At 71.3% G+C, this 24,122-nt stretch carries 21 protein-coding genes and 1 pseudogene; 11 read left to right on the top strand and 11 right to left on the bottom strand.

All coding sequences use genetic code 11. The annotated features are described in order from the left end of the window. Nucleotides 1–29 precede the first annotated feature (29 nt). The gene (locus ACEL92_RS24275; protein ID WP_374023118.1) at nt 30–386 is read left to right on the top strand and encodes an STAS domain-containing protein; all 357 of its coding nucleotides are present in this window, start codon (nt 30–32) and stop codon (nt 384–386) included. Beyond that, on the top strand, nt 383–4,231 hold the full coding sequence (locus ACEL92_RS24270) for an ATP-binding protein (protein ID WP_374023117.1): 3,849 nt from the start codon (nt 383–385) through the stop codon (nt 4,229–4,231). The genes ACEL92_RS24275 and ACEL92_RS24270 overlap by 4 nt, the downstream gene beginning before the upstream one ends. Here the strand turns inward: ACEL92_RS24270 and ACEL92_RS24265 are convergent. Continuing rightward, nucleotides 4,228–4,503: a hypothetical protein gene (locus ACEL92_RS24265; protein WP_139273001.1), complete on the bottom strand. Its 276-nt coding sequence runs from the start codon at nt 4,501–4,503 to the stop codon at nt 4,228–4,230. The two genes, ACEL92_RS24270 and ACEL92_RS24265, sit on opposite strands and share 4 nt — an antisense overlap. A 63-nt stretch (nt 4,504–4,566) precedes the next feature. Here ACEL92_RS24265 and ACEL92_RS24260 point away from each other — a divergent pair. Next, a pseudogene (locus tag ACEL92_RS24260) lies at nt 4,567–4,644 on the top strand (hypothetical protein); the annotation flags it as partial. Here ACEL92_RS24260 and ACEL92_RS24255 read toward each other — a convergent pair. The 5 genes from ACEL92_RS24255 to ACEL92_RS24235 form a co-directional block, all read right to left on the bottom strand. Then, nucleotides 4,610–9,004, bottom strand: coding sequence for an HAD-IC family P-type ATPase (locus tag ACEL92_RS24255; protein WP_374026365.1), 4,395 nt, complete (start codon nt 9,002–9,004; stop codon nt 4,610–4,612). The pseudogene ACEL92_RS24260 and the gene ACEL92_RS24255 overlap by 35 nt on opposite strands. 50 nt (nt 9,005–9,054) lie before the next feature. Then, nucleotides 9,055–9,516 carry a hypothetical protein gene (locus tag ACEL92_RS24250; protein ID WP_374023116.1) on the bottom strand — a complete coding sequence of 154 codons (462 nt, stop codon included), beginning with the start codon at nt 9,514–9,516 and terminating at the stop codon, nt 9,055–9,057. Between the two features lie 214 nt (nt 9,517–9,730). Further along, a complete protein-coding gene (locus ACEL92_RS24245) occupies nt 9,731–10,537 on the bottom strand; it encodes an exodeoxyribonuclease III (protein ID WP_374026364.1) in 807 nt (268 codons plus the stop codon). Between the two features lie 26 nt (nt 10,538–10,563). After that, nucleotides 10,564–11,334 (bottom strand): GNAT family N-acetyltransferase, encoded by a 771-nt coding sequence (locus tag ACEL92_RS24240; protein WP_374023115.1) that lies wholly within the window; start codon nt 11,332–11,334, stop codon nt 10,564–10,566. Beyond that, complete coding sequence (locus ACEL92_RS24235; protein WP_374023114.1) at nt 11,334–11,927, bottom strand: peptide deformylase; 594 nt, start codon at nt 11,925–11,927, stop codon at nt 11,334–11,336. Before ACEL92_RS24235 ends, ACEL92_RS24240 begins: the two co-directional genes overlap by 1 nt. A gap of 201 nt (nt 11,928–12,128) precedes the next feature. Here ACEL92_RS24235 and ACEL92_RS24230 point away from each other — a divergent pair, with 201 nt between their 5' ends. From ACEL92_RS24230 to ACEL92_RS24200, 7 genes are read left to right on the top strand one after another with little or no spacing between them, the layout of a single operon-like run. Beyond that, complete coding sequence (locus ACEL92_RS24230; RefSeq protein WP_007167558.1) at nt 12,129–12,437, top strand: DUF3263 domain-containing protein; 309 nt, start codon at nt 12,129–12,131, stop codon at nt 12,435–12,437. Between the two features lie 18 nt (nt 12,438–12,455). Beyond that, nucleotides 12,456–12,932, top strand: coding sequence for a LytR C-terminal domain-containing protein (locus ACEL92_RS24225; protein WP_374023113.1), 477 nt, complete (start codon nt 12,456–12,458; stop codon nt 12,930–12,932). Between the two features lie 24 nt (nt 12,933–12,956). Next, nucleotides 12,957–13,676, top strand: coding sequence for a superoxide dismutase family protein (locus tag ACEL92_RS24220; RefSeq protein ID WP_374023112.1), 720 nt, complete (start codon nt 12,957–12,959; stop codon nt 13,674–13,676). Continuing rightward, complete coding sequence (locus ACEL92_RS24215; RefSeq protein ID WP_374023111.1) at nt 13,666–14,796, top strand: glutamate--cysteine ligase; 1,131 nt, start codon at nt 13,666–13,668, stop codon at nt 14,794–14,796. The genes ACEL92_RS24220 and ACEL92_RS24215 overlap by 11 nt, the downstream gene beginning before the upstream one ends. Further along, nucleotides 14,796–15,422, top strand: coding sequence for an LON peptidase substrate-binding domain-containing protein (locus tag ACEL92_RS24210; protein WP_374023110.1), 627 nt, complete (start codon nt 14,796–14,798; stop codon nt 15,420–15,422). Before ACEL92_RS24215 ends, ACEL92_RS24210 begins: the two co-directional genes overlap by 1 nt. Nucleotides 15,423–15,438: 16 nt before the next feature. Then, nucleotides 15,439–16,461 (top strand): TIGR03617 family F420-dependent LLM class oxidoreductase, encoded by a 1,023-nt coding sequence (locus tag ACEL92_RS24205; protein ID WP_374023109.1) that lies wholly within the window; start codon nt 15,439–15,441, stop codon nt 16,459–16,461. Continuing rightward, nucleotides 16,458–17,273 carry an enoyl-CoA hydratase/isomerase family protein gene (locus ACEL92_RS24200; protein ID WP_374023108.1) on the top strand — a complete coding sequence of 272 codons (816 nt, stop codon included), beginning with the start codon at nt 16,458–16,460 and terminating at the stop codon, nt 17,271–17,273. The genes ACEL92_RS24205 and ACEL92_RS24200 overlap by 4 nt, the downstream gene beginning before the upstream one ends. A 54-nt stretch (nt 17,274–17,327) precedes the next feature. Here ACEL92_RS24200 and ACEL92_RS24195 read toward each other — a convergent pair whose 3' ends face one another. Then, nucleotides 17,328–18,782 carry an MFS transporter gene (locus ACEL92_RS24195; RefSeq protein ID WP_374023107.1) on the bottom strand — a complete coding sequence of 485 codons (1,455 nt, stop codon included), beginning with the start codon at nt 18,780–18,782 and terminating at the stop codon, nt 17,328–17,330. Between the two features lie 123 nt (nt 18,783–18,905). Next, on the bottom strand, nt 18,906–19,727 hold the full coding sequence (locus tag ACEL92_RS24190) for a hypothetical protein (protein WP_374023106.1): 822 nt from the start codon (nt 19,725–19,727) through the stop codon (nt 18,906–18,908). Between the two features lie 21 nt (nt 19,728–19,748). Between ACEL92_RS24190 and ACEL92_RS24185 the strand changes: the two genes are divergently transcribed. Beyond that, a complete protein-coding gene (locus ACEL92_RS24185; RefSeq protein ID WP_374023105.1) occupies nt 19,749–20,345 on the top strand; it encodes a TetR/AcrR family transcriptional regulator in 597 nt (198 codons plus the stop codon). On the opposite strand, the gene ACEL92_RS24180 is transcribed toward ACEL92_RS24185, so the two are convergent. The 3 genes from ACEL92_RS24180 to ACEL92_RS24170 are packed head-to-tail and all read right to left on the bottom strand — an operon-like array spanning nt 20,319 to nt 24,078. Beyond that, nucleotides 20,319–22,499: an AAA family ATPase gene (locus tag ACEL92_RS24180; RefSeq protein ID WP_374023104.1), complete on the bottom strand. Its 2,181-nt coding sequence runs from the start codon at nt 22,497–22,499 to the stop codon at nt 20,319–20,321. The two genes, ACEL92_RS24185 and ACEL92_RS24180, sit on opposite strands and share 27 nt — an antisense overlap. Continuing rightward, nucleotides 22,496–23,359 (bottom strand): CDP-diacylglycerol--serine O-phosphatidyltransferase, encoded by an 864-nt coding sequence (gene pssA, locus ACEL92_RS24175; protein ID WP_374023103.1) that lies wholly within the window; start codon nt 23,357–23,359, stop codon nt 22,496–22,498. Before pssA ends, ACEL92_RS24180 begins: the two co-directional genes overlap by 4 nt. Continuing rightward, complete coding sequence (locus ACEL92_RS24170; protein ID WP_374023102.1) at nt 23,356–24,078, bottom strand: phosphatidylserine decarboxylase; 723 nt, start codon at nt 24,076–24,078, stop codon at nt 23,356–23,358. The genes pssA and ACEL92_RS24170 overlap by 4 nt, the downstream gene beginning before the upstream one ends. Between the last annotated feature and the right edge of the window lie 44 nt (nt 24,079–24,122).

Raw genomic sequence — 24,122 nt, 5'->3', positions numbered from 1 at the left:
CGTGGGCCCAGCAGCGAAAGGCACTCAAGGTGTTGGCGGTCGAACACGAGGCTCTAGAGGATGCTGTAGTCGTGCGCGTCAAGGGCGCCGTCGACTCCAGCACCGTCGCGGAGGTCACCGTTCACCTGGACGCCGCACTCAAGCTGGCCGAGACCCATCCGGCGCGGCTGGTCGTCGTCGACCTGCAAGCAGTCGACTTCTTCGGAAGCGCCGCGCTGAACGCGATGCTCGAGTGTCACGACGAAGGCAAGGAAATGGGTACGTCGGTCCGGCTGGTCGCCGACCACGATCCGGTGCTTCGCCCGATCCAGGTGACCGAGCTCGACCGCATCTTCGACGTCTACCCCACGCTGCCCGAGGCGCTGCAACACAAGCGACAGCAATGAATCCGGCGCTGCCGGCCGATCTGGCGGCTGCGGTCACGCTGGGCGGGGAGATGGGCCGCCGGTTCGCCGAATTCGACTGGGACGCTCACCCGCTGGGCCCGCCGCAGGGCTGGTCGGCAGAGGTGCGAGTCGCCGTGGTGGTGGCGCTGACATCCCGGTTTCCGATCGTGCTCTGGTTGTGCCCCGGCGACCTGTTCCTGATGTACAACGACGGCTACGCCCAAATCCTGGGAGACAAACACCCGGACGCCCTGGGGGCCCGCGCCGAGCGGGTGTGGGCGGAGATCTGGCCGCAGATTTCGCCGATGCTTACCAGCGTGATGCAGACCGGCGTCGCGACCTGGTCCGACGACCTGATGTTGCCGCTGATGACCGCCGGCCAGTCCCAGGAGCGCTACTTCACGTTCACCTACAGCCCCATCATCGGCGGCGATGGCGGGGTCACCGCAGTTTTCTGCGCGGTGATCGAAACGACCGACCGGGTGCTCAGTGAGCGCCGACTGCACCTGCTCAACGCGGTAGCGACCGCCGTGATGGACGCGCACGCCATCGACGACGCGGTGACCAGCGCCGTCGGGGTCTGCGAGACGCAACCGCTGGACCTACCGTTCGTCGCCGTGTATGTGGCGGAGGACGGGGAGGGCGCGCGCGACAGCACGTTGCGCGGGGCGACGCCCACCGTCCGCCCGTTGCTGCCGCGCTCGCTGGTCGAGCTCACCGGTTGGAATACGACGCCACGGGCCCGGGCCGCGCGCGTCATCGAGCGGCTCGAGGACGTGATCCCTGGTATCACGGAGCTTTTCGGCGAAAATTGTCCCCGACAGGCACTGGTGTTGCCGCTCGGCGACAGCTCGAACGTCGGGGCGGTGGTCATCGGGATCAGTCCGCGGCGTCCCCTCGATTCGATGTACCGGGGGTTCTGCCAGCTGCTGGCCGACCAGCTGTCGGCGGCCTTTGCCTCCGCCGTCTCCTACGAGCAGCAGCGACAGCGGGCCGACGCGCTGGCCGAGCTGGACCGGGCGAAGACGGCGTTCCTGACCAATGTCAGCCACGAATTCCGCACGCCGCTGACGTTGCTGCTCGGGCCGCTCGACGATGCGCTGTCCGAAGCGGCGCCGGACAGCGCGCTGGCGGACCGGCTGAGCACCGCGGCCCGCAACGCGCGTCGCCTGCAGCGCCTGGTCGACTCGCTGCTCGACTTCTCCCGCATCGAGGCCGGCCGCGAGAACGCGAAGTTGGCGTGTACCGACGTCGGCGCGCTGACCGCCTACATCGCGTCGTCCTTCACCGAGCTGTGCCGCCGGGCGGGGCTCGAGCTCGTCGTGGACTGCTCCCCGGTGCTGGCCGACGTCGACGCGGGCATGTGGGAGACGATCGTCCTCAACCTGCTATCCAACGCGGTGAAATACACTCTGCGCGGCTCCATTTCGATCCGGGTGCGCGCCGAGCCCGGGTACTGCGTCGTCACCATGCGCGACACCGGGGTGGGGATCGCGCCCGAAGACCTGGACCGCCTGTTCGACCGCTTCTACCGAGCCGACAACCTCCGGGGCCGCAGCGTGGAGGGCACTGGCATCGGGCTCTCGCTGGTGCGCGGGCTCGTCGAGCTGCACAACGGGACCGTGGAGATCGACAGCGAGTTGGACCGCGGGACCACGGTGACCGTCCGGCTGCCGCAATCGATCGGCACCGCAACCGACCAGGCCGCCGCAGGCCAGCTGGACGAGACGAATCCGTACGTCGCCGAGGCCGGGCAATGGCTGACGCCCGTTCCGGCAGACGACGGGCCGGCCCCCGCGCCCGAGAGGTCGCGCCAGCTGGTGCTCATCGCCGACGACAACGCCGACATGCGACACCATCTCGATCGGGTGCTGTCGCCCCACTGGGAGACCGTGCTCGCCGCCGACGGTGAGTCGGCCCTGGCGGCGGTCAAAAACCTGCGCCCGGACGCCGTCGTCACCGACGTCATGATGCCGGGCATCGACGGCTTCGGGCTGCTGGCCGCCATCCGCGCGGATCCGGAACTGGCGGCCACGCCGGTCCTCATGCTGTCGGCCCGGGCGGGCTCGGAGGCCATCGACGAGGGCTACGCCGGGGGCGCCGACGACTACCTGCCCAAGCCGTTCCGCTCCCAGGAGCTGGTCGACCGGGTGAAGTCACGGTTGGCGGCGGTCGCGCGTGAGCGCGCCCGCCAGCGTCGCGCGGCGGCCTCGGACCTGGTGCTACTCGACGCCGCGCTGCAGGCCACCGACTCGGTCGCCGGGATTCTCGGCGCCTTGCTGGAATCCTCGTTCGGCTCCGCCGACGGCGCCACCGTCACCATCGGCGTCTTCGACGGCGAGCGCCACATCCGGTTCGAATACGCCGGCCACCTGCCCGGCGAACTGCGGGACCGCTACCACGTGACAACGCTCGACTCCCCGGTGGTCGGAGCCGACGTCGTGCGCACCGGCCAGCCGATGGTCATCACGGACACGTTCGACCTGCCTCCGCGCTATCAACACGCGGTGCAGGACACCGCGGGCAGCGTCCGCGCCTGCGTCGCCCACCCGCTGCGGGATCACTCGGACCGCGTGGTCGGGGTGCTGGCCCTGCTGTGGCCCACGCCGCGAGAGTTCGACGTCGCCGAACTCGACGCGTTCAGCCGGATGGCGGCGCTGACGTCCTCGGCTCTGGACCGCGTCCGGGTCATGGCGCGCGAGCACCGCATCGCGGTCGACTTCCAGGAACAGCTGCTGGACCTGGACCGCGGCTCGACGGCCGCGGTCGTGGCGGCCGTGTATCAGCCGGCGGGGGAGGCGATGCGCGTCGGCGGGGACTGGTATTCGGTCACCGCGCTGGATCGCACCCACCGGTTGGCGATCTCGGTGGGCGACGTCGTCGGACATGGGTTGGCCGCCGCGATCGTGATGAGCAGGCTGCGCGCCGCGGTGGCGGCCTCGGCCCTGACGGCGGGCGAACCGGGCGCGGTGCTGGGCGCGCTGGACCGGTATGGGGCCAGCGTCGCGGGGGCGCGCTGCGCGACGGTGGCCTACGCGCTCGTCGAGACGGAGCCGGAGACCGGTTGCGCGACGCTGAGCTACAGCTGTGCGGGCCACCCCTACCCGCTGCTGGTGTTTCCCGACCATCGCGCGCTGTTCCTGACGGCCGGCCGGCGTCTCCCGGTCGCCATCAAGGAACACGACGCCGAAAGCTACCCGGCCGACGCCACCGCGACGGCGAACCTGCCGCCGGGGACCCTGATCCTGCTGTACACCGACGGACTCATCGAGCGGGCCGGGGAGACGCTGGACGACGGCCTGGCCCGGCTGCGGTCCGCCGCCGCGGACTGCGTCGACCTCCCCGTCGAGTCGGTCTGCGCCGAGGTGCTATCCCGGCTGGCCCCGCCCACCGGCTACCGCGACGACGTGGTCCTGCTGGCGCTGCGGGCGAGCCACGAAACGCCGCGCAGCTTCGCCACGGTGGTCACGGCCGCGCCGGGGCAGATCCCCGTCGCGCGCGACCGGCTACGCAACTGGCTGGCCGGGATCGGCGCCGACCCGAAGCGCGAGCTCGACATCCTGCTGGCGACCGGCGAAGCCGTGACCAACGCGATCGAGCACGGCAGCGACGGCGAGGCGCGCCGGACGGTATCCGTGGAAGCCTTCCTGCGCGAACAGACGCTAGCGGTCACGGTCAGCGACACCGGCCGGTGGGTGGGCGACTCCTCGGCCAGCCTGCGCAGCCGTCGGCGCGGGCGGGGTCTGACCCTGATCGGCGGGCTGGCCGACCATGTCGACACGCTGCGTACCACGGGAGGAACCCGGGTTACGTTGCGGTTCGACCGCGCCGTGCCGACCGGTTAGGCCTCTTCCATCGCCTCGCCGAGTTCCTCCAGGAGCTTGTTGTGGTGGTTGGCCGCCAGGAAGTGTCCCGCGGCGATGACCACGGCGACCGGCCAGTCGATGAGTTCGAACGCCGCGAGGGCGGCCAGCCCCCCGAAATAGGCCAACTGCTCCGGCCGCGGAATCTCCATCTGGCCGACGACCGGAAGGTTGACGACGAACGTCTCGCCTTCGCGGATCTTTTCCACCGCTTCGCGCTGCGACGTCCCCCTGCGCGACTTCTTTTCCGCCATCATTTGCCTTTCAGTAACGAAGGGTTTGCCGCCTCGCCGGGTGCTGCGATCACCGTCGGACCTATGTCGACGATGACCGACGCCGGGGGCGATCCGCTAGTTTCCTCTATTGCTCGGGTGCTGAAGGTGCCGTTACAGGAACTCTATGCGCTGCTGTGGCGGGCCGGGGTCGTAGAGGTTCACCCACCTCAACGGGGGCCGCGGCAGATCTGTCCGGACCCGTCAGCGCACGATTCGCAATCCCGATCGCGACGGTCGCCGCGGCGGCGGATCCCAGCCCCTGCGCCCAGCCGACGGGACCCAGCGGAGTGCATCCCAGCAGTTGGCTGACCACGGGGATGCTGATCAGCGTGCCCATCGCGGCCAGCGATCCCACCGCGGTGAACACCACCAACGGGGCGTGTGAATCCAGCAGCGTTTGACCGAGTTCAGCGCCGACCAGGGCGACCAGCGCCACGGTGGACGCGCGCTGCGGGCGGCCGGTGACGCTGCCCATCGCCCACGCGGCCGTCGTCGCGGCGGCGGTGGTGACGCCGCGGATGGCGACGGCGCGCCACAAGGCGGGCTGATCCGGGCCCCGGATGCCCGGGTCGACCGGGCCGCTGGGCTTGCTCACCGCCAGGGCCGCGGCCGGCAGCGCGTCGGTCATCATGTTCACCAAGAGCAGCTGCCGCGTGTTCAGCGGTGATGTCCCGGTGATCGCACTACCGACGATGGCGAACAACACCTCGCCGGCGTTGCCGCCGAGCAGCACGGACACCGCGGCCTGCACGCGTTGCCAGAGTTGGCGTCCCTCTTGGATGGCGTGCAACAGGCCTTCGATGCGGGCGTCGACCAGCACCACGTCGGCGGCCATGTGCGCCGGGTCGCTGCCCCCGGCGACGACGCCGATGCCGACCGTGGCGGCGCGGATCGCGGCGGCGTCGTTGGCCCCATCCCCGACCATCGCGGTGCGCACGCCCGCGCTCTCGAGGGTCTGAACGACCTGCACCTTGTTCTCCGGTGTCATCCGGGCGAAGATCACCCGCTCGGTCACCACGCGCTCTTGATCTTTGCGGGACAACGCATCCCACTCGGTGCCGCTGATCACCTGCTCGGCGGTCACACTGAGCCCGAGCTCTTCGGCGATGGCCTGGGCGGTGATCGGGTGGTCGCCCGTGATCAGCTTTACGTCCACCGAAAGCCGGCGCAGATCCGCGAGCAGGCCAGCCGCCTCGGCCCGCGGGGTGTCCGACAGGCCGAGGAACCCGGTCAGCGTCAGCCCGTCGCGTGCGAAGTCGGCGATGTCGTCGGGATCCTGCCGAATGGCTTGGGCCTGAGCGGGATTCAGCTGCCGCCGCGCCACCGCGATGACGCGCAGCCCGCGGCCGGCCATCTGGGCTACCGTCTCCGCCAGCTCGGGGCTCATGCCCGCGCAGGCGGCCAGCACCACCTCGGGGGCGCCCTTGATGGCCAGCTCGGTGTCGGTCACGGAGGCCGAGAACGACCGGCCGGAGCGGAACGGCAGGTGTGCGACGGGTGCGCTCGCGCCGTGGCCGTTGACCGACGCGGCGGCATCGACGATCGCGACATCCGTGGCGTGCGCGTGCGGGCCGCCGTTGGACGGCGGCGCGGCGTGCGCGGCACACCGCAGCACCGCCTCGCGCGAAGTACCCGGCGCCGCAACCACTTCGGCCACCCGCAACCGGTTCTGGCTGAGCGTCCCGGTCTTGTCGAAACAGACCACGTCGATGCGGCCGAGCGCCTCCACCGAACGCGGAACGCGCACCAGCGCGCCGAACTTGGTGAGCCGCCGCGCCGACGCCGCCTGGGCCAGGGTCGCCACCAACGGCATGCCCTCGGGTACCGCCGCGACGGCGATCGCGATGCCGCTGGCCACCGCCTGGCGCAGGACCGAGCCCCGCAACAGCGCGAGACCGCTGACCAGTGCGCCGCCGGCCATGCTGACGGGGAAGGCGCGGTTGGTGAGCTGGCTGAGCTGATGCTGCAGGCCGATGTCCGACGAGAGGTCGCCGGATACCAGCTCGGCGGCGCGGCGCTGTTGGGTGTCGGCCCCGACCGCGGTCACCACCGCCACCGCGGTGCCCGCCACCACGGTCGTCCCGGCGTACAGCATGCAGCGGCGTTCGGCGAGCGCGGCGCCCGGCGTGGGTTCCACCTGCTTCTCCACCGACAGCGACTCACCGGTCAGCGTCGACTCGTCGACCTCGACGTCGACCTCCTCGATGATCCGGGCGTCGGCGGGCACCACCTCGTGAGTGCGCACCTCGATGACGTCACCGGGCTGTAGTTGCGCCGCGATGACGTCGGCGTACTCCCGCTGTCCGGCTCCGTCGGAGAGCACCTTACGGGCCGGCGGGATCTGTTGGGCGAGCAGACGATTCAGTCGGTTTTCGGCGCGCAACCGCTGGCTGGCCGCCAACATGGAGTTGCCGGCCAGCACCGAGAAGACCAGGACGGCGTCGACCGGTGAGCCGAGCACCGCGCTGGCCGCCGAGCCGAGCGCCAGCACAGGGGTCAGTGGGTCGGTCAGCTCGGCGCGGACGGCGGCCACGAACTGCAGGAAGGCGTGCGCGCGCGTTGCCGGCTGCGGGGCCCCGAGCGTGGCCAGCGCCAGGCGCCTCGGGTCGCCGGCCGGCTCCGAATCGGGCGGCGGCAGCGCCCGGCGGACGTGCTCGACGGCCATGGCATGCCACTCCTGGACCGGAGCCGGGCGGGGGGTGTCCGCCCTGATGATGCCGCGCGCCAACAGGTACCCCGACAGCGCACCGGCCGCCGCGCCGCTGGTCACCGGGCCGCGCCCGATGCCGCGGACACCGGGGATCATCAGCAGCGAGCCCATCGCCGTTGCGCCGGCCGAGATCCCGACGCCGCGTTGGGCGGCAGCCCGGGCAGCCGGCAAGGCGTGCAGCACGCGCCAGGCCGCCCCCAGGTCGGGCAGCAGCAGGTCGGCATACCACGGCGGGGGACCGTCGCCGGGCTCGGGCATCATGCCCAGCGCCACGTCGGCCGACCAGATCGCCCGCGCCCCAGGCGATGACAGCACGGCGACGGTGCGGCCCGCCTCTTGCAGGTCCGCCACGGCGCGGGCCAACGCGTCGTCGATGGAACCCCGCCCCAACGGCCTGATCTCGTCGAACGCGGGCCGCAGTTCACCCAGCGAATCGTCCTCGACCGAAACCAGTTCGGATCCCGTCCGGTGCGCCTCGCCGACAACGGCCGACGCCAACGGATCGTGCGTGAAGCAGAACAGCGCCTCCACTTGGGTGTTCGGCTTGCTGGGCGATATCGCGGGCACCGGATGCCAGCCCGGGCGTAACCGATCGTTCTCCAGCATGAGCTGGGCGCGCGACCACGCGGCGGGCAGCTCGGCTTCGGAGGCGCCGCGAATCAGCGACACCCGCAAGCTCTTGGTGCACAGCACCCGGGGATCGATCACGATCGCGTCGACCCGGTCCAGGCGGCGCAGCGCCTCCGGGCGCAGGGACAGGACCGCGTGCCGGTCGGCCAGCCCCTGGCCCAGCGCAGCGGCGAAGGCCTCCGGCGTGGTGCGGTTGGCCGCGGGCGTGGTCACCAGGGCCGCCAGGGCCGCCTGGTTGAGGTTGCGGGTGGTGGCGCCGACGATCCCGGCGCTGACCGCCTGGACGAGCGCGAACCGGCCGGCGTGGTGGTCGTCGGGCCGGCCGCGCGGCGGCTTGGCCGCCGCCGCCGGGTCAACCCGCGGGTGGTCGGCGTGGACGGCCAGCTGCGGTTCGTGACGGACCCAGGCGCGCGCCTCCGCGCGGCATTCGGCGGCCTTCAGCGATTGCATCAACAGGCCCACCGACAACGAGGCGGGGGACTGGGTAACGGTTTCCGCGGCCGTCACGGCCAGGGTCAACACGGTGTCGGTCGCGGGCCGGCCGATGCGGTCCTCGAGCACGCGGCGCAGCCACGGTTGGTAGTCGACGGCGACCACGCCCGCCAGGACGCCGATGGGCATGCGCGGCCAGCGCAGCGCGCGGCCGGTCAGCGCGATCCCCAGCCCGGCCGCGCTGGCGGCTGCGGTGGCGGCCCGGGTGGCCAGCACCAGCCCGTCGCCCGGCAGGCTCGTCGGGGGCGCCAGCGGTGTCGCGACCTGGCTTGGCGCGCACCGCTTCTCGGCCGCGTCGACGATGCGGCACAGGTCGCGCAGCGAGGTGTCCGCGTCGCCGAAGGTGACCACCACGCGCGACAGCGGGTAGTTCAGGCCGGCGGACGCGACCCCCGGATGGGCCAGCAGCGCGTCGAGCACCGAGCGTCCGAGTTCGTCACCCGACGCGCCGTCCAGCCCCCGCACCTCGATCCAGGCGCGTTCGGCGCCACGCCAGCACCGGCGGCTCAGTGTTGCCGGGCTGCCCTGGGGCAGTTCGCCCGAGATCGCCCGCGCGCCCTCGCGCAGCGGAATCGCGGCGATGGTGACGCCGGCCTCGACGAGCGAGATGGTGGCCTGGATGCCCGTCGCGACGGCGCGCAACGGCATGGATCGTTGTATCGCTGTCGCAATGCTCAAAGCGGATTCGTACAGTCCCGTTAGTTGGTGCTGCGCAGCGCGGTGCCGCCGGCCCGGCGCCCGGCGGCCTTCTTGGCCGTCGACTTGCCGGCCGCCTTCTGCGGCGCGGACTTCCGCGGCGCCGGCTTCTGCTCCGCCGGTTCGGCGGGCACGGCTTTGAGGCTGGTCTTGGGCGCCGACGTGCCCGACCCGTTTCGGTGGCTCAGCCGTTGCAGCAACAGCGCGCCGCCGCCGACGGCCAGCAGCACCGGCCACTCGACCAGCCCCGCGACGCCCAGCGCGCCGATGGCCACCGCGGCCGCCGGCGCCGAGTGGCTGCCGCTGCTGAGTCCCTTCTTGACGCCCTCGGCGGCGCCGGTGACGCCGCCGATGACGCCGTTCACCGCCGCGCCGCCCACGGCGCCGGCGGTCGCGGTCGTCGCGCTTGCCGCGCGATTCACCGCTTGACCCACCCCTCGGACTGCCCCGCCGATGACACTCATCATGACTCCCTGGCTTTCCTGCCCTTGCCGCGAACGCGGCTCACGGGTGAGGTGTACCCGCTGAACGCATCGTTAACAGCAAAAAAACACTGCTTGTCGCTTCTAACAAAATCAAAGCCTGCCACCTTGCAAACGCGCAGACAACGAGCGGCCGCATTTAATTTGCCTGAGCTTAACCTGGTCATGGGAGCGGCGCGAACGAGGTCAACGCGATTTAGTCTCGCCTTACGTCGATTTGCACCGGTGCGTGATCGCTGGCGGCCTTGCCCTTGCGCTCCTCGCGCACGATCTCGGCGCCCGTCACGCGCGCGGCCAGCTCCGGTGAAGCCAGGATGAAATCGATGCGCATGCCTTGCCTTTTCGGGAACCGCAGCTGGGTGTAGTCCCAGTACGTGTACACCCCCGGCCCGGGCGCGAAAGGCCTTACCACGTCTGTGAATTGGGCATCGACGATGGCGGCGAACGCGCGGCGCTCAGGCTCGGAGACGTGGGTGGAGCCGACGTAGAAGTCGGTGCTCCAGACGTCGTCGTCGGTCGGGGCGATGTTCCAGTCGCCGGCCAACGCGATCTGCGCGGCGGGGTCGTCGCGCAACCAGCCGGTCGCCGTATCACGCAGCGCGGCAAGCCATTCCAGCTTGTAGGTGTAGTGGGGATCGCCCAGCGCGCGCCCGTTGGGCACATACAGGCTCCAGACCCGGACGCCGCCGCAGGAGGCGCCGAGCGCGCGGGCCTCGGCCGTCGCGGCCACCTCCGGCTTGCTGCTCCAGCTGGGCTGGCCGTCGAAGCCGATCTGGACGTCGTCGAGGCCCACCCGCGAGGCGATCGCCACGCCGTTCCATTGATTGAAGCCGACATGCGCCACCTCGTAGCCGAGTTCGAAAAACGGCAGGGTGGGAAATTGGCTGTCGGAACATTTCGTCTCCTGCATGGCCAGCACGTCGACCTGGGCCCGCGCGAGCCAGTCGAGGACGCGGGGCAGGCGGCTGCGGATCGAATTCACGTTCCAGGTGGCCAGCCGCAGCGGGTCGCCGCCGTCATCAACCATCGCTAGACGGTATCCCAGGCGGGCGAGCGGGCCGGAAAGTAGCGGCGGCTGTGATGCGCCCGGAAGCCCAGCGCGTCGGCGAGCCGCAGCAGGCCGGTGTCGTCGCCCGCGACGACCAGATAGGCGCGGGTCGCGCCGCGTGCCGCGGCCCCGGTCAGCAGCCCCTCGTACGTGGCCGGGTCCTCCCCGGCCGCCGACAGCCCCACCCAGCGCGTGCCGTCGGGCGCGTCGGTCACGGCCGCGCGTGCGAGGGCCGTGACGCCCGAGTCGGGCCCGTCCGCCTCCGCCGGCGCCGAGACGTCGCGCACCAAAACGCGTTCCGTGCGTTCGGCGCTCAGCCCCGGCGGCAGCGGCAACAAGCGATCGGGGATCGCCAGTCGCGGCGTGATGCCGCGGCGCTCGTACCAGTCCGCGATCACCGCGACCGTGCCAGCACGGGCCGAAACGTCCAGCGGCACAGCGAAATCGACCCCGCCCCCGGCCCGCAGCAGCCAGCCCTCGAGCCAAAGGTGTTCCGCCCCGGGCGACGCCGCGGCGGCCGCATGCTCGACGGCCCGGATCTCCGAGGTGCGCACCGGGGCGTCGGTCAGCACCCGCAGCGCGACCACGTCGTCGGGCAGCACTTCGGCGACCGCGCCCGTCTTGGTCCGGACCCGCACCACCGGGTCGACCGCCAGCAGGTGTCCGACCGCGTCGGTCAGGGGCGGGACCGAGCCGGGGGGCCGCCGGTAGCGCAGCGTCACCCGCGTGCCCAACTCCGGCCACGAGAACATCAGTGACCGAAGGGGTCCGGCCCTTCGCCCGGCAGCCACGACAGCCCGGGCACACCCCAGCCGTGCGCCTTGACGGCGCGCTTCGCGCTGCGGGCGTGGCGACCGATCAACCGGTCCAGGTACAGGAAGCCATCCAGATGCCCGGTCTCGTGCTGCAGCATGCGCGCGAACAGGCCGGTGCCCTCGATCTCGACCGGCTTTCCGTCGGCGTCGAGGCCGGTGACCCGCGCCCAGGTGGCGCGGCCGGTGGGAAACGACTCACCGGGGACCGAGAGGCAGCCCTCGTCGTCGTTGTCCGGATCGGGCATGGTCTCCGGTATCTCGGAGGTCTGAAGCACCGGGTTGACGACCACGCCGCGGCGCCGGTCCGCCCGGCCCCGGTCGTCGGCGCAGTCGTAGACGAAGACCCGCAACCCGACGCCGATCTGGTTGGCGGCCAGGCCGACTCCGTGCGCGGCGTCCATGGTGTCGTACATGTTGGCGATCAGCTCCGCCAGCTCGGCCGGCAGCGAGCCGTCGGCGCCGACGGGCACCGGCTGTGTCGGGGTGTGCAAGACCGGATCGCCGACGATCCGGATCGGTACGACTGCCATGGTCGGCTAAGCTACCGCACGCCCGCGGGGGTCGAAGCCGGCCGTGTTCGCCCGGGCAATCTGAGCCAATCGGCCGACTCGCGGGTCTGGATCACGGCTTGAGGGTTTGCGCCGTGGTTCAATATTCGCCGAAACACGCCCTCAGGTAAGTCAAGTCATCTACAGCAGCCGAATTCGCCGGAAGGGTCCAGGGGAAGCTATATGGACAGCGCCATGGCGCGGGCAAATCGATCGGGGGACGATGCCGAGATCGCAGATGGCCTCACCCGCCGCGAACACGACATCCTCGCCTTCGAACGTCAGTGGTGGAAATTCGCGGGCGTAAAAGAAGAAGCGATCAAAGAGCTGTTCTCGATGTCGGCGACGCGCTACTACCAGGTGCTCAACGCGCTCGTCGACCGGCCGGAAGCGCTCGCCGCCGACCCGATGCTGGTGAAGCGGCTGCGGCGGCTGCGTGCCAGCCGCCAGAAGGCGCGGGCGGCGCGGCGCCTCGGCTTCGAGGTGACCTGACTCGCTACAGTGGGCTCGATGAAAGAGCGAGTCCCCGACTCCACGGGGCTGCCCCTGCGGGCGATGGTGATGGTGCTGTTGTTCTTAGGCGTCATTTTCCTGCTGCTCGGCTGGCAGGCGCTGGGGTCGTCCGGCAGCTCCGACGACGACTCGGCCTCGGCGGTCTCCACGTCGTCCGCCACCAGCACCTCGACCACGCCGACGAGCACTAAACCCGCGGCCAACCGGTCCGAGGTGCAGGTGTACAACATCTCGACGAGAGAGGGCGTCGCCTCCCGCACCAAGGATCAGCTCACGGCCGGCGGTTTCAACGTCACCAAAGTCGACAACCTGACCGTGCCCGACGTCTCGGCCACCACCGTGTATTACACCGACGCCGACGACGAGCACGCCACCGCCGACGCGGTCGGCAAAATCCTGGGCGCCCCGGTCGAACCGCGCATCCCGGCCCTAAGCGGACAACCGCCCGGGGTCATCGTCCTCGTTACGGGTTGACCCGTCAGCGGCTAGGCTTCCGCTATGCCTCAGCTCGCTGGTTACCGCACTGCCGCCGTCACCGTTTCCGCGCTCTCCGCAGCAACTTCGGCCGCCCTGCTCGGCGCGTGCTCGTCGCCGCAGCACGCCTCCACGTCCCCGGGCACCACGCCGGCGGTGTGGACCGGCTCACCGGCACCGGCCGGAACCGGGACGCCGGAGGGCGGGCCCGCCGCCGCGCCGTCGGGGCCGAGCGTCGTCACCCACCTGAAGGCGCCCGACGGCACCCAGGTCGCCACCGCCACGTTTCAGTTCAACAACGGCTACGCCACCGTCACCATCGAGACCACCGCCAACGGGGTGCTCTCGCCCGGCTTCCACGGGGTCCACATCCACAAGGTCGGCAAGTGCGAGCCCAACTCCGTCGCCCCGACGGGTGGAGCGCCGGGCGATTTCCTGTCCGCCGGCGGACACTTCCAGGCGCCCGGGCACGCCGCCGAGCCCGCCAGCGGTGACCTGACCTCGCTTCAGGTTCGCAAGGACGGGTCGGGGATGCTGATGACCACGACGGACGCCTTCGCCATGGACGACCTGCTCAGCGGCGAGAAGACCGCGATCATCATCCACGCCGGCGCCGACAACTTCGCCAACATCCCGCCGGAGCGCTACAACCAGACCAACGGCACCCCGGGCCCCGACCAGATGACGATGAGCACCGGTGACGCCGGCAAGCGGGTCGCATGCGGTGTGATCGGTGCCGGCTAACAGGGCCCACGCGCGCATCGATTTCGCCCGGTCACCGAGGCCGACCCTCGGCGTGGAGTGGGAGTTCGCGCTCGTCGACGCGCAGACCCGCGACCTGAGCAACGAGGCCACCGCGGTGATCGCCGAGATCGGCGAAAACCCGCGCGTACACAAGGAGTTGCTGCGCAACACGGTCGAGGTCGTCAGCGGTGTCTGCAGGTCCACCCCCGAGGCGATGGAGGATCTACGGGAAACCCTGGGCCCGGCGCAGCGAATCGTCCGCGACCGGGGCATGGAGTTCTTCAGCGCCGGCGCGCACCCGTTCGCGCAGTGGTCCGCCCAGAAGCTCACCGACGCGCCCCGCTACGCCGAACTGATCAAGCGCACGCAGTGGTGGGGCCGGCAGATGTTGATCTGGGGCGTGCACGTGCACGTCGGAATCTCCTCGGCGCACAAGGTGATGCCGATCATGACGTCCCTGCTGAAGTACTACCCGCACCTGTTGGCGCTGTCGGCGTCCTCCCCGTGGTGGACCGGCGTGGACACCGGGTACGCCAGCAACCGCGCGATGATGTTCCAGCAGTTGCCGACCGCCGGCCTGCCGTTCCAGTTCCAGACCTGGTCGGAGTTCGAGGGCTTCGTCTACGACCAGAAGAAGACCGGCATCATCGATCACGTCGACGAAGTCCGTTGGGACATCAGGCCTTCGCCGCACCTGGGCACCCTGGAGGTACGGATCTGCGATGGCGTGTCCAACCTGCGCGAGCTGGGCGCGTTGGTGGCGCTGACGCACTGCCTGGTGGTGGACCTGGACCGCAGGCTGGAAGCCGACGAGACCTTGCCGACCATGCCGCCGTGGCACAACCAGGAGAACAAGTGGCGCGCCGCCCGCTACGGCCTGGACGCCATCATCATCCAGGACGCCGACAGCAACGAGCGGCTCGTCACCGAGGACCTCGACGAGGTGCTGAATCGGCTTGAGCCCGTGGCGAAGTCGTTGAACTGTGTCGACGAGCTGGCCGCGGTGGCCGACATCCCCACGCTGGGCGCCTCGTATCAGCGGCAGCGCCGGGTGGCCGAGGAACACGACGGCGACCTGCGGGCGGTGGTCGACGCGCTGGTCGCCGAGCTGGAGATCTGATGGAACTGGCGATGTTCCCGCTGGAGTCGGCGCTGCTGCCCGACCAGGACCTGCCCCTGCGGATCTTCGAGCCACGCTACGGCGCGCTGGTCCGGCACTGCCTGGACACCGGCGACCCGTTCGGCGTCGTGCTGATCTCGCGCGGGCGCGAGGTCGGCGGCGGCGAGGCGCGTTGCGACGTCGGCGTGTTGTCTGCGATCACCGAATGCGTCGACCACGGCGCCGGCCGGTACTCCATGCGGTGCCGGACCGGCGAGCGGATCCGGGTCACCGAATGGTTGCCCGACGATCCCTATCCGCGGGCGACCGTGACCGTGTGGCCCGACGAGCCCGGCGATCCGGTCACCGCCGCCCAGCTGGTCGAGCTCGAGGACGATGTGATGGCCCTGTTCGAGCGGATCGCCGACGCGCGCGGCGTCGCGCTGCCGGACCGTGCGGCGCTGCTGGGCCAGGACCCGGCCGCCGACCCCGGGAAACGCCTGTACGCGTTGGCCTCTCGCATCCCCATCGGCACGGCCGACGCCTACTCGGTGCTGTCGGCGCCGTCGGCCGGCCAGCGGCTCGAGGCGCTGCGCGAGGCGGTCGAGTCGCTCGCCGAGGTGGTGGAGTTTCAGCTTTCCGAATAGTTCGACAGGGGACTGGATGAAGGTACATCTGCAGGTCGACGGGTCACCGGTGAACGCCGCGGCGAGCGCCGCCGAGATCGCGGCGACGGGCGCCGACGGCCTGTTCACCTTCGAGGGCCAGCACGATGTGTTCTTCCCGCTGATCCTCGCCGCCGGCACCACCGGCCTGGACCTGATGACCAACGTGGCGATCGCGCCGCCGCGCAGCCCGCTGCACCTGGCCCACGCCGCCTACGACCTGCAGCTCTACAGCGGGGGGCGGTTCCGGCTCGGCCTCGGCTCGCAGGTTAAGGCCCACATCGAAAAGCGTTACGGCGGTGTGTGGGAGCGGCCCGCGGCCCGGATGGCCGAAACCATCGGGGCCATCAAGGCGATCTTCGCGGCCTGGGAAGGCCACGGTCGCTTGGACTTTCGCGGCGAGTTCTACACGCACACGATCATGGCGCCCAACTTCAATCCCGGCCCCAACCCGTTCGGGCCGCCGCCGGTGCTGCTGGGGGCGCTGGGCCCGGTGATGACGCGCACCGCCGCGCAGGTCGCCGACGGGCTGCTGGTGATGCCGTTCAACAGCGCCCGCCACTTCGCCGAACGCACGCTGCCCGCCGTCGGCGAGGGCCTGCGGCGCTCGGGTCGATCCGCCGAGGACTTCGAAATCATTGTCCAGGCCATGGTCGCCGTCGGCCGCGACGAGGCCGACCTGACCGCCGCGATCGACGGTGTGGCGTCGCTGATTTCGTTCTACGGCTCGACGCCCGCCTACCTGCCGGTGCTCGAGGCCGAGGGCTGGGCCGACGTCCAACCCGAGCTCAACGCCCTGTCCAAACAGGGCCGCTTCCCGCAGATGCGCCGGCTGATCAGCGACGAGGTGGTGGCCCGGATCGGGATCGTCGGCACGCCCGAGGAATGCGCGCGGCAGATCGCCGAGCGGTTCGGCGGGCACGCCGCCGAAGTGTGTTGCTACTTCCCGGGCTACGAGCCGCGTGGCGCCGACATCGCCGACCTGATCGGCGCGCTGCATCGGGTTCCGGCGCTGCGATGAGCGCCGACCTCACCGTCGACGTCGACGCGGGCGTGGCGGTGCTCACGCTCAATCGGCCCGAGCGGCTCAACGCCTACACCGCCGAGATGGGCGCGCTGCTGAGCCGGGCATACTCCGACTGCGACGGTGACGACGACGTCCGCGCCATCGTCGTGACCGGGGCCGGGAGCGCCTTCTGCGCCGGCGCGGATTTCTCCGGCGAGACAAGCCCTTTCGACGCCCCGGGCGAGGAGTTCTCGGCGTCGCCGATCACCCCGGCGGCCTTCGAGCTGCGCAAGCCGGTGATCGCCGCCGTCAACGGCCACGCGATCGGCATCGGGCTGACCATCGCCTTGCAGGCGGACCTGCGCATCGTGGCCGACGACGCGAAATACGGTGTGGTGCAGGTCCGCCGGGGCGTCATCGGAGACTGCATGTCGCACTGGACGTTGGCGCACCTGACCACCCTCGGGGTGGCGGCCGAGGTGCTGCTGACCGGCCGGACGTTCACCGGGAACGAGGTCGCCGCGCTCGGGATCGCGAACCGGGCGCTGCCCGCCGACCGGGTGCTCGACCACGCGCTCGAGCTGGCGCGCGACATCGCGGTCAACGTGGCACCGATGTCGGCGGCGCTGTGCAAGCGGCTGCTCTGGGACACCGCGATCAACGGCTACACCCCGCGGCAGGTCGCCGCGCTGGAAACCCAACTGCACCAACGGGTGATGGGCACCGCCGACGCGGCCGAGGGCGTGGCGGCGTTCGTCGAGAAGCGGCCGCCGCGGTTCACCGCTCGGCTGTCCCGCGAGTGGGAGCCGCTGCCGCCAAGCCGGTGATCCCGCATCGTCGAGGTGGGCGATCGTTCGGCCATGCGGCCACGGTGTATGCGGTCAGGCCACGCCGACGGCGACCTTGCCGGGGGCCTCCGCTACGGGATGGATACGGCCGGTGACCACGAGGCCGGCCACCAGCGCGCCGACGAAGTACAGGCCGGCGGCGACGTGCAGCAGCCGCGCGAAACTGGCGTCTGTCAGCGTGCCGGCCGCGATCAGGCCCACGCAGGCAACGGAGCCCAGCGCCGACGTTCTTCCCACCGCGTTTTGCAGCGCCGCCGCGACGCCGCTGCGGGCCGCGTCGACCGAGGACAGATTGAGCGCGGCCAGCGGCGTCAGGGTGAGCACCGAACCGATGGCCACCACGATCGTCCCGGGCAGCAGGTGCGTGACGATGTTGAACCCGTGACCGGGACGGATGAGCAGCAGCCCCGACCCGGCCAACAGTGGCCCGACCGTCAAAAAAATCCGAGGCCCGATGCGCGCGGCCAGCCTGCCGACGCGTTTGGCGAACAGGAACGAGATGATCGGGGTGGGCAGCGTGGCCAATCCCGCGACGGTTGCGCAATAACCGGCGACCTCCTGCGTATACAGAGCGACCGCCAGGGCGCCCATCGTGATGGCGCCGTAGACGAAGCCGGTGGTCACATTGGCACCCGCGAAATTGCGAATCCGGAACAGCCCGAGCGGCACCAGCGGGTGCGGGGCGCGGCGCTGCCAGGCCGCAAACGCGACCAGCGCGGCGACGCCCACACACAGCGAGGCGGCGACGCGGGGATCCGACCAGCCGTGCTCGCGCGATTCGATCAGGGCATACACCGTGGCGGCCAGGCCCACGGCCGACAGGACGGCACCGGCGACGTCGAGGCGGACGCGCTGGGCCGGCCGCGGCGTCGGGTGCAGCCAGAACGTCAACGCGAAACCGATGACCATCGGAACGGCCGACAAGACGTAGATCCATCGCCAACTCAGCAAGTCCACCGCCAGGCCGCCCAGCAGCGGGCCGAGCGCGAACGCCGTGCCCGTCCACGCGGTCCAGGTGCCGATGGCCGTTGCGCGCTCCGCGCGAGCGAACGTCGAATTGATCAACGCCAGCGACCCGGGCACCAGAAACGCCGCGCCGAGACCCTGGACGACGCGCCCGGCGATCAGCAGGACCGGCGTGGGGGCGCTGGCCGCGAGCACCGAACCCGTCCCGAAGGCCACCAGTCCCAGGCGGATCACCGGCACCCGCCCGAACAGGTCGGACAGGGAACCGCCCGGCAGGATCGTGGCCGCCTGCGCCAGTAGATAACCATCGACGATCCACTGCTGCAGGCAGAGCCCGCCGCCGAGGTCGCGCGCGGTGGCCGGCAGCGCCAGGTTCACCACCGTCGTGTCGAGGAAGGCGACCATCGAGACCATGGTTGCCACCACCATGACCCGGGTCGTCGGAGCGACGTTCCGCAGCTTGTGCAGCCGGGCCTCGGGCGCGGCGAGAACGACCGCGGGAGGCGGCTGTATTGCAATCATGTCGGTCTTACGGTGCGGCGGCCGTCGTCGTTCATGCGGTTCCTCCCTTGACGGCCGCCGATCCGGTGATCCGGCAACCTCGTCGAGAAGAGGTATTCGACGGGGTTACATGCCGACTGGGAATCAGCTGTGGTGTGCGTGCGCCCGCCGTCCGCCGTCGCGGGCGGCCCGTTGCACCAGCTGCGGCGCGATGACCCTATGCACGGGAGCAACGACTGCCCAGACCGTCCGGGCGGCCGTCTTGCGGTGGTAGTGCACGCGAGTGGTGAGTGTGGCCCGCAGGCCGTCCTGGCGTCGCAACGCCAGTTCGCCCCGCATCAGCGGCCCGCTCGTCCTAAGGACGATCTCGTCGTGGTCCGAGCGGGCGACCGACCAGCCGATCAGGTGATCGGGCGATGGGTGCGGCGCCAGGTTGAATCTCAGGACGTGGCGGTGGATCCACCGCACGGCGCCTCCGTCGGATTCGCGGCCCAGCGCGTCGCGGAACATCTGCTCGGCCGAGCGTGTGTCACCGGGTTGGATCGTGGCCTCGAAAACGTCGGTGTAGTCGGCCGCGGTTGCGCTGGACCGCTCGGTAAGTACCGCAGCCGCAACGCGTTTCAGCGTCGCGCGGGTCACCACCGCATGACCGCCGGTGCCGATGACGAGACCGCGATAGATCCGTCCGCGCAGTCCGGGGAAGGCCGCCCATGTGGTGGCGCGCAGCCGGGTGCGGTCCCGCGTTTGTTCATCCAGCTCGAACACCCACCGATACACCGCGAACGGGTGACGACCTTTCAGCGCGAACCGCTCCGGTGGCAGTGCCTCGTCGAGGACGAAACCGATTGGCACGGTGGCGGGTTCGTCCGGATTGCGGCACATCACCCGCAGCAGCGCGGACCACGTGTCGGCGCGATTCGCGTCGATGGTTATGGCATGCTCGTCGATATAGGATAATCGTTCCATATAGAAGGAATGTACTAGATCATGGCCCCTCCACGGAAGCACGAAACCGATGTGATCCTCGACGCCGCCCGAACGCTGGTGCTCGAGGGCGGCCCGCGCGCGGCCAGCGTCGCGGCGATCGCCAAGGCCAGCGGCGCGCCCGCCGGCACGCTGTATCACCGATTCGGCAACCGCGACGGCATTCTCACCGCGGCGTGGCTGCGCGCACTGGAACGCTTCCAGTCCAGGGCGATGGACGCCGAGGCGGATACGCCCCGGGAAACGGCGGTCGCGATGGCGGTTTCGGCCATCGGCTTCGCCCGTGAGCTCCCGCAGGACGCGCGCCTGCTGCTGACCATCCGGCCCGGAGACCTGCTCGACGGCGAGCCGGACGCGGCGTTCCAGGACACGGTGGCCGCGATGAACGCGCCCCTGACCCGGCGGCTCGGCGTACTGGCACGAAAGCTCTATGGGCGCAAGGACTCCCGATCGGTCGATGCGGTCGCTCGCGCGGTCGCCGACCTGCCCTATGCCGTGGTGCGCCGGCACGCGCACGACGAGCCCATGCCGCCCTGGCTCGAGGCCGACGTCGCCGCGTCGGTGCGGGCGATGCTAGACAGCTTTGCCAAACGCGCGTAGCGCATCGACCTGCGCGGCATCCAGCGAGGGGCGCACGATTTGGCGCGCCGCCGCGATGTCGGAGGCGGTCACGTCGGTGGCATCGATCGATCGCCGCATCGCCGTCAGCGCCGCCTCGCGCAGCAGCGCCACGCAGTCGGCGGCGCTGTAACCGTCGAGCCCGGCGGCCACCTCGTCGAGGTCGACGTCGTCGCTGAGCGGGACGGATTTGCCCGCGGTGCGCAGGATCTCGCGTCGGGCGGCGGCGTCGGGCGGTTCGATGAACACGTGCCGCTCCAGCCGGCCCGGGCGCAGCAGTGCCGGGTCGATCAGCTCCGGCCGGTTGGTGGCCCCCAGCACGACGACGTCGCGCAGCGGGTTGACGCCGTCGAGTTCGGTCAGCAGCGCGGCCACCACCCGGTCGGTTACGCCCGAGTCGAAGCTCTGCCCGCGCCGCGGCGCCAGCGCGTCGATCTCGTCGAGGAAAACCAGCGCCGGGGCGGAATCGCGGGCACGCCGAAACAGTTCGCGGACGGCCTTTTCCGAGCTGCCCACCCACTTGTCCATCAGCTCCGACCCCTTGACCGAGTGCACGGACAGCTGCCCGGTACTGGCCAGCGCGCGCACGACGAACGTCTTGCCGCAGCCGGGCGGCCCATACAGCAGCACGCCGCGAGGCGGTTCGACACCCAACCGGGCGAAGGTGTCCGGGTGCTGCAGCGGCCACAGCACGGCCTCGGTCAGCGCCTGCCGGGCCTCGGCCATGTCGCCGACGTCGTCGAGGGTGATGTTGCCGACGGTCACCTCCTCGCTGGCCGAACGGGACAGCGGCCGGATGACGGTCAGCGCACCGACGAGGTCCTCCTGGTTCAGCTCGGGCGGGCGCCCGTCGGTGCTGGCGCGTGACGCCGCCCGCAGCGCGGCCTCCCGCAGCAGCGCGGCCAGGTCGGCGACCACGAAACCCGGTGTGCGAGCCGCGATCTCGTCCAGATTCAGGCCGCCGGCGGGCACGGATTTGAGCAGCGACTCCAGCAACGCCTTGCGGGTGCCGGCGTCGGGCAGCGGCAGGCTGAGCTCCCGGTCGCACAGGTCCGGCGCCCGCAGCCGGGCGTCGAGCTGGTCGGGCCGCGCCGAGGTCGCGATCAACGCGACACCCTCGGTCGCCACGGCGGTGCGCAGCTCGCCCAGGATCAGCGCCGCCACCGGTTCGGGCGTGGCCGGCAGCAGGGCGTCGACATCGGTGATCAGCAGGACGCCGCCGCCGTCGCGGACGGCCCGCACCGCCGAGCTCACGGTCTTGAGCCGGTCCTCCGGCGTCAGCGCGCCCACCTCCGGGCCGTCCAGCTTGACCATCCTGCGGCCGTCGCACACCGCGCGCACCAGCGTCACCTTGCCCACCCCGGCGGGGCCGGACACCAGCACGCCCAGGTTCGCGCCGGCGCCCAGGGTCTTGAGCAGGTGCGGCTCGTCGAGCGCCAGCTTGAGCCATTCGGTGAGCTTGGCGGCCTGCGGCTGGGAGCCCTTGAGTTCCTCGACGACAGTCTCCGGGCTGGCGACGTCGACCAGGTCGGTGGACGGTGTCGCGCCGCCGGACGGCACGCCCACGCCCCAGGTGACCAGTGAGTTGGGCTGCACGCTGACCGGCCCCCGCGGGTCGACGCCGGTGACGGTCAGCAGCTCCGAGGTCCAGCTGATGCCGACCGACGCGGCCAGCGCACGGGTGGCCGCCGACGTCGAGGTGCCCGGGCCGAGATCGCGGGGCAACAGCGACACGGCGTCGCCGACGGTCAGCACCTTGCCCAGCAGGGCCTGCCGCAGGGTCACCGGCGAAATGGACTGGCTGGCCAGCGACGAGCCCGACAGCGTCACCGACCGCGCGCCGCAGACGGTGACCGCGCCGACGATCACCGCGGCGCCCTCGCGCAGCCCGGCGTTGGACAGCGTCACGTCGTCGAGCAGCGCGGTGCCGACCGGGGTGTCCGGCCCGGCCAGGCCCGCCACCGCCGCCGTGGTCCGCGAGCCGGTCAGCGCCACCGCGTCCCACTCCCGAATCCCAAGCGCAGCAACCACGCTCGGGTGCAGGCGGACGACGCCGCGGCGCGAGTCGACGGCGGAGGTGTTCAACCGCGCGGTGAGCGTGAGCTGACGGGCCGCATCCTCGCCCGGCCGGCTCATGGCAGGCGCCCACCCGGTTTGCGCAGCCCGAGCCGCGCCATCGACCGCCGGTGCGGCTGCGCCCGGCGGATCGCGCGTCGCGCGGCGCGGCGCTGCCTCGGTTCGTCGGCCCACGCCTCGGGGTGCGCGGCCAGCCAGCGCTGGTTGCGGACCGCGAACGGGACGTGGCACAGGTAGGCGATGATGATGACCCAGATCAGGACGTAGGGGGCCAGCACCGCCGCGGCCGCGCAGATGGCCAGCAGCGCCAGCAGCGGCGCCGCCCAGCTGGGGGGCACGGCCGCGGCGTGCATCTTGCGCATCGGGATCTTGCTGATCATCAGCATCGACGTCCCGGTGATCCAGATGCACAGGAATGTCGTCGACGTCCACCAACCCGCACCGAACTGCAGTTTGAGCCCGATCAGCCCGATCATCGACACCGCGCCCGCCGGCGCCGGCATGCCGACGAAGAACTCGTGGGTGTAGGCGGGCTGGCTGCCGTCGCTTTGCAGCGCGTTGTACCGCGCCAGCCGCAGCACGACGCACACCGCGTAGAGCAGGATCGCCACCCAGCCGGCCGGCGACGTCGTCAGCATCGTCACGTAGAGCACGATCGCCGGCGTCACCCCGAAGTTCACCGCGTCGGCCAGCGAGTCGATCTCCTCGCCCATGCGCGACTGGGCGTCCAGGATGCGGGCCACCCGGCCGTCCAGGCCGTCCAGGATGGCGGCGGCGGCGATCAGCGCCATCGCGGCCTTGGGCTGGTGCTCGAGGGCGAACCGGATGGAGGTCAGGCCCGCGCAGATGGACAGCACAGTCATCGCGCTGGGCAGGATCTGCAGGTTCACCGACGGCCGGCCGCGCGGCTTGCTGATCATGGCAGCTCGGCCAGCACGGTTTCGCCGGCGATCGCGCGCTGGCCCTCGCGGACCAGCGGTTCGGCGCCCGCCGGCAGGTAGGTGTCGAGCCGGGAGCCGAACCGGATCAGCCCGTAGGTGTCGCCGATCGTCAGCTTGTCGCCGACCTGCGCATCGCAGATGATGCGCCGCGCCAGCAGCCCGGCGACCTGCACCGCCACCACCTCCGCGCCGCTGGGCGTCCGGATGCGCAGGCTGGTGCGCTCGTTCTCGGTGCTGGCCGCGGCCAGATCGGCCGAGCCGAACCGGCCGGGCCGGTGCTGCATGGCGATCACCTCGCCGCTCACCGGGGCCCGCTGCACGTGGGCGTCCAGCAGCGACAGGAAAATGCTGACCCTGGGCAGCGGCGCGTCACCCATCCCGAGCTCGGCCGGCGGCGCGGCGGCGTCGATCACGCACACCAATCCGTCGGCGGGCGCGACGATGGCGCCCGGCCGGGTCGGCGGCACCCGGGGCGGGTGGCGGAAGAATCCGGCGCAGGCGCCCGCCGCCAGCAGGCCGGCCCGGCGGATCCACCGGTGCCTGCGGCCGGCCAGCGCCACCGCCAGGCCGCCCGCGATGAAGGGGCGGCCGGCCGGGTGTACCGGCGGAATCGTCGAGCGCACCAACTCCAACGCGTGCTGCGGGCTGAAGCTGGGATCCTCGGCGGTAGGGCCGACAGGGCGGGGGCGGCGTGCCACGCGGCCATCTTACGAAAGCCGCGCCTGGTTGGTTCCGGGCCGCA

It is taken from the genome of Mycobacterium hainanense, assembly GCF_041890355.1.
GTDB lineage: Bacteria > Actinomycetota > Actinomycetes > Mycobacteriales > Mycobacteriaceae > Mycobacterium > Mycobacterium hainanense.
The sequence above is the reverse complement of the archived record's forward strand: the minus strand, read 5'-3'. Positions and strand labels throughout refer to the sequence as shown.

What these genes read in the sequence shown, in the direction of transcription:
- ACEL92_RS24270 (WP_374023117.1), top strand. Translation starts at nt 383, where the DNA reads ATGAATCCGGCGCTGCCGGCCGATCTGGCGGCTGCGGTCACGCTGGGC.
- ACEL92_RS24265 (WP_139273001.1), bottom strand. Translation starts at nt 4,503, where the DNA reads ATGGCGGAAAAGAAGTCGCGCAGGGGGACGTCGCAGCGCGAAGCGGTG.
- ACEL92_RS24255 (WP_374026365.1), bottom strand. Translation starts at nt 9,004, where the DNA reads ATGCCGTTGCGCGCCGTCGCGACGGGCATCCAGGCCACCATCTCGCTC.
- ACEL92_RS24250 (WP_374023116.1), bottom strand. Translation starts at nt 9,516, where the DNA reads ATGAGTGTCATCGGCGGGGCAGTCCGAGGGGTGGGTCAAGCGGTGAAT.
- ACEL92_RS24240 (WP_374023115.1), bottom strand. Translation starts at nt 11,334, where the DNA reads ATGTTCTCGTGGCCGGAGTTGGGCACGCGGGTGACGCTGCGCTACCGG.
- ACEL92_RS24235 (WP_374023114.1), bottom strand. Translation starts at nt 11,927, where the DNA reads ATGGCAGTCGTACCGATCCGGATCGTCGGCGATCCGGTCTTGCACACC.
- ACEL92_RS24230 (WP_007167558.1), top strand. Translation starts at nt 12,129, where the DNA reads ATGGACAGCGCCATGGCGCGGGCAAATCGATCGGGGGACGATGCCGAG.
- ACEL92_RS24225 (WP_374023113.1), top strand. Translation starts at nt 12,456, where the DNA reads ATGAAAGAGCGAGTCCCCGACTCCACGGGGCTGCCCCTGCGGGCGATG.
- ACEL92_RS24220 (WP_374023112.1), top strand. Translation starts at nt 12,957, where the DNA reads ATGCCTCAGCTCGCTGGTTACCGCACTGCCGCCGTCACCGTTTCCGCG.
- ACEL92_RS24210 (WP_374023110.1), top strand. Translation starts at nt 14,796, where the DNA reads ATGGAACTGGCGATGTTCCCGCTGGAGTCGGCGCTGCTGCCCGACCAG.
- ACEL92_RS24205 (WP_374023109.1), top strand. Translation starts at nt 15,439, where the DNA reads ATGAAGGTACATCTGCAGGTCGACGGGTCACCGGTGAACGCCGCGGCG.
- ACEL92_RS24200 (WP_374023108.1), top strand. Translation starts at nt 16,458, where the DNA reads ATGAGCGCCGACCTCACCGTCGACGTCGACGCGGGCGTGGCGGTGCTC.
- ACEL92_RS24195 (WP_374023107.1), bottom strand. Translation starts at nt 18,782, where the DNA reads ATGATTGCAATACAGCCGCCTCCCGCGGTCGTTCTCGCCGCGCCCGAG.
- ACEL92_RS24190 (WP_374023106.1), bottom strand. Translation starts at nt 19,727, where the DNA reads ATGGAACGATTATCCTATATCGACGAGCATGCCATAACCATCGACGCG.
- ACEL92_RS24185 (WP_374023105.1), top strand. Translation starts at nt 19,749, where the DNA reads ATGGCCCCTCCACGGAAGCACGAAACCGATGTGATCCTCGACGCCGCC.
- ACEL92_RS24180 (WP_374023104.1), bottom strand. Translation starts at nt 22,499, where the DNA reads ATGAGCCGGCCGGGCGAGGATGCGGCCCGTCAGCTCACGCTCACCGCG.
- pssA (WP_374023103.1), bottom strand. Translation starts at nt 23,359, where the DNA reads ATGATCAGCAAGCCGCGCGGCCGGCCGTCGGTGAACCTGCAGATCCTG.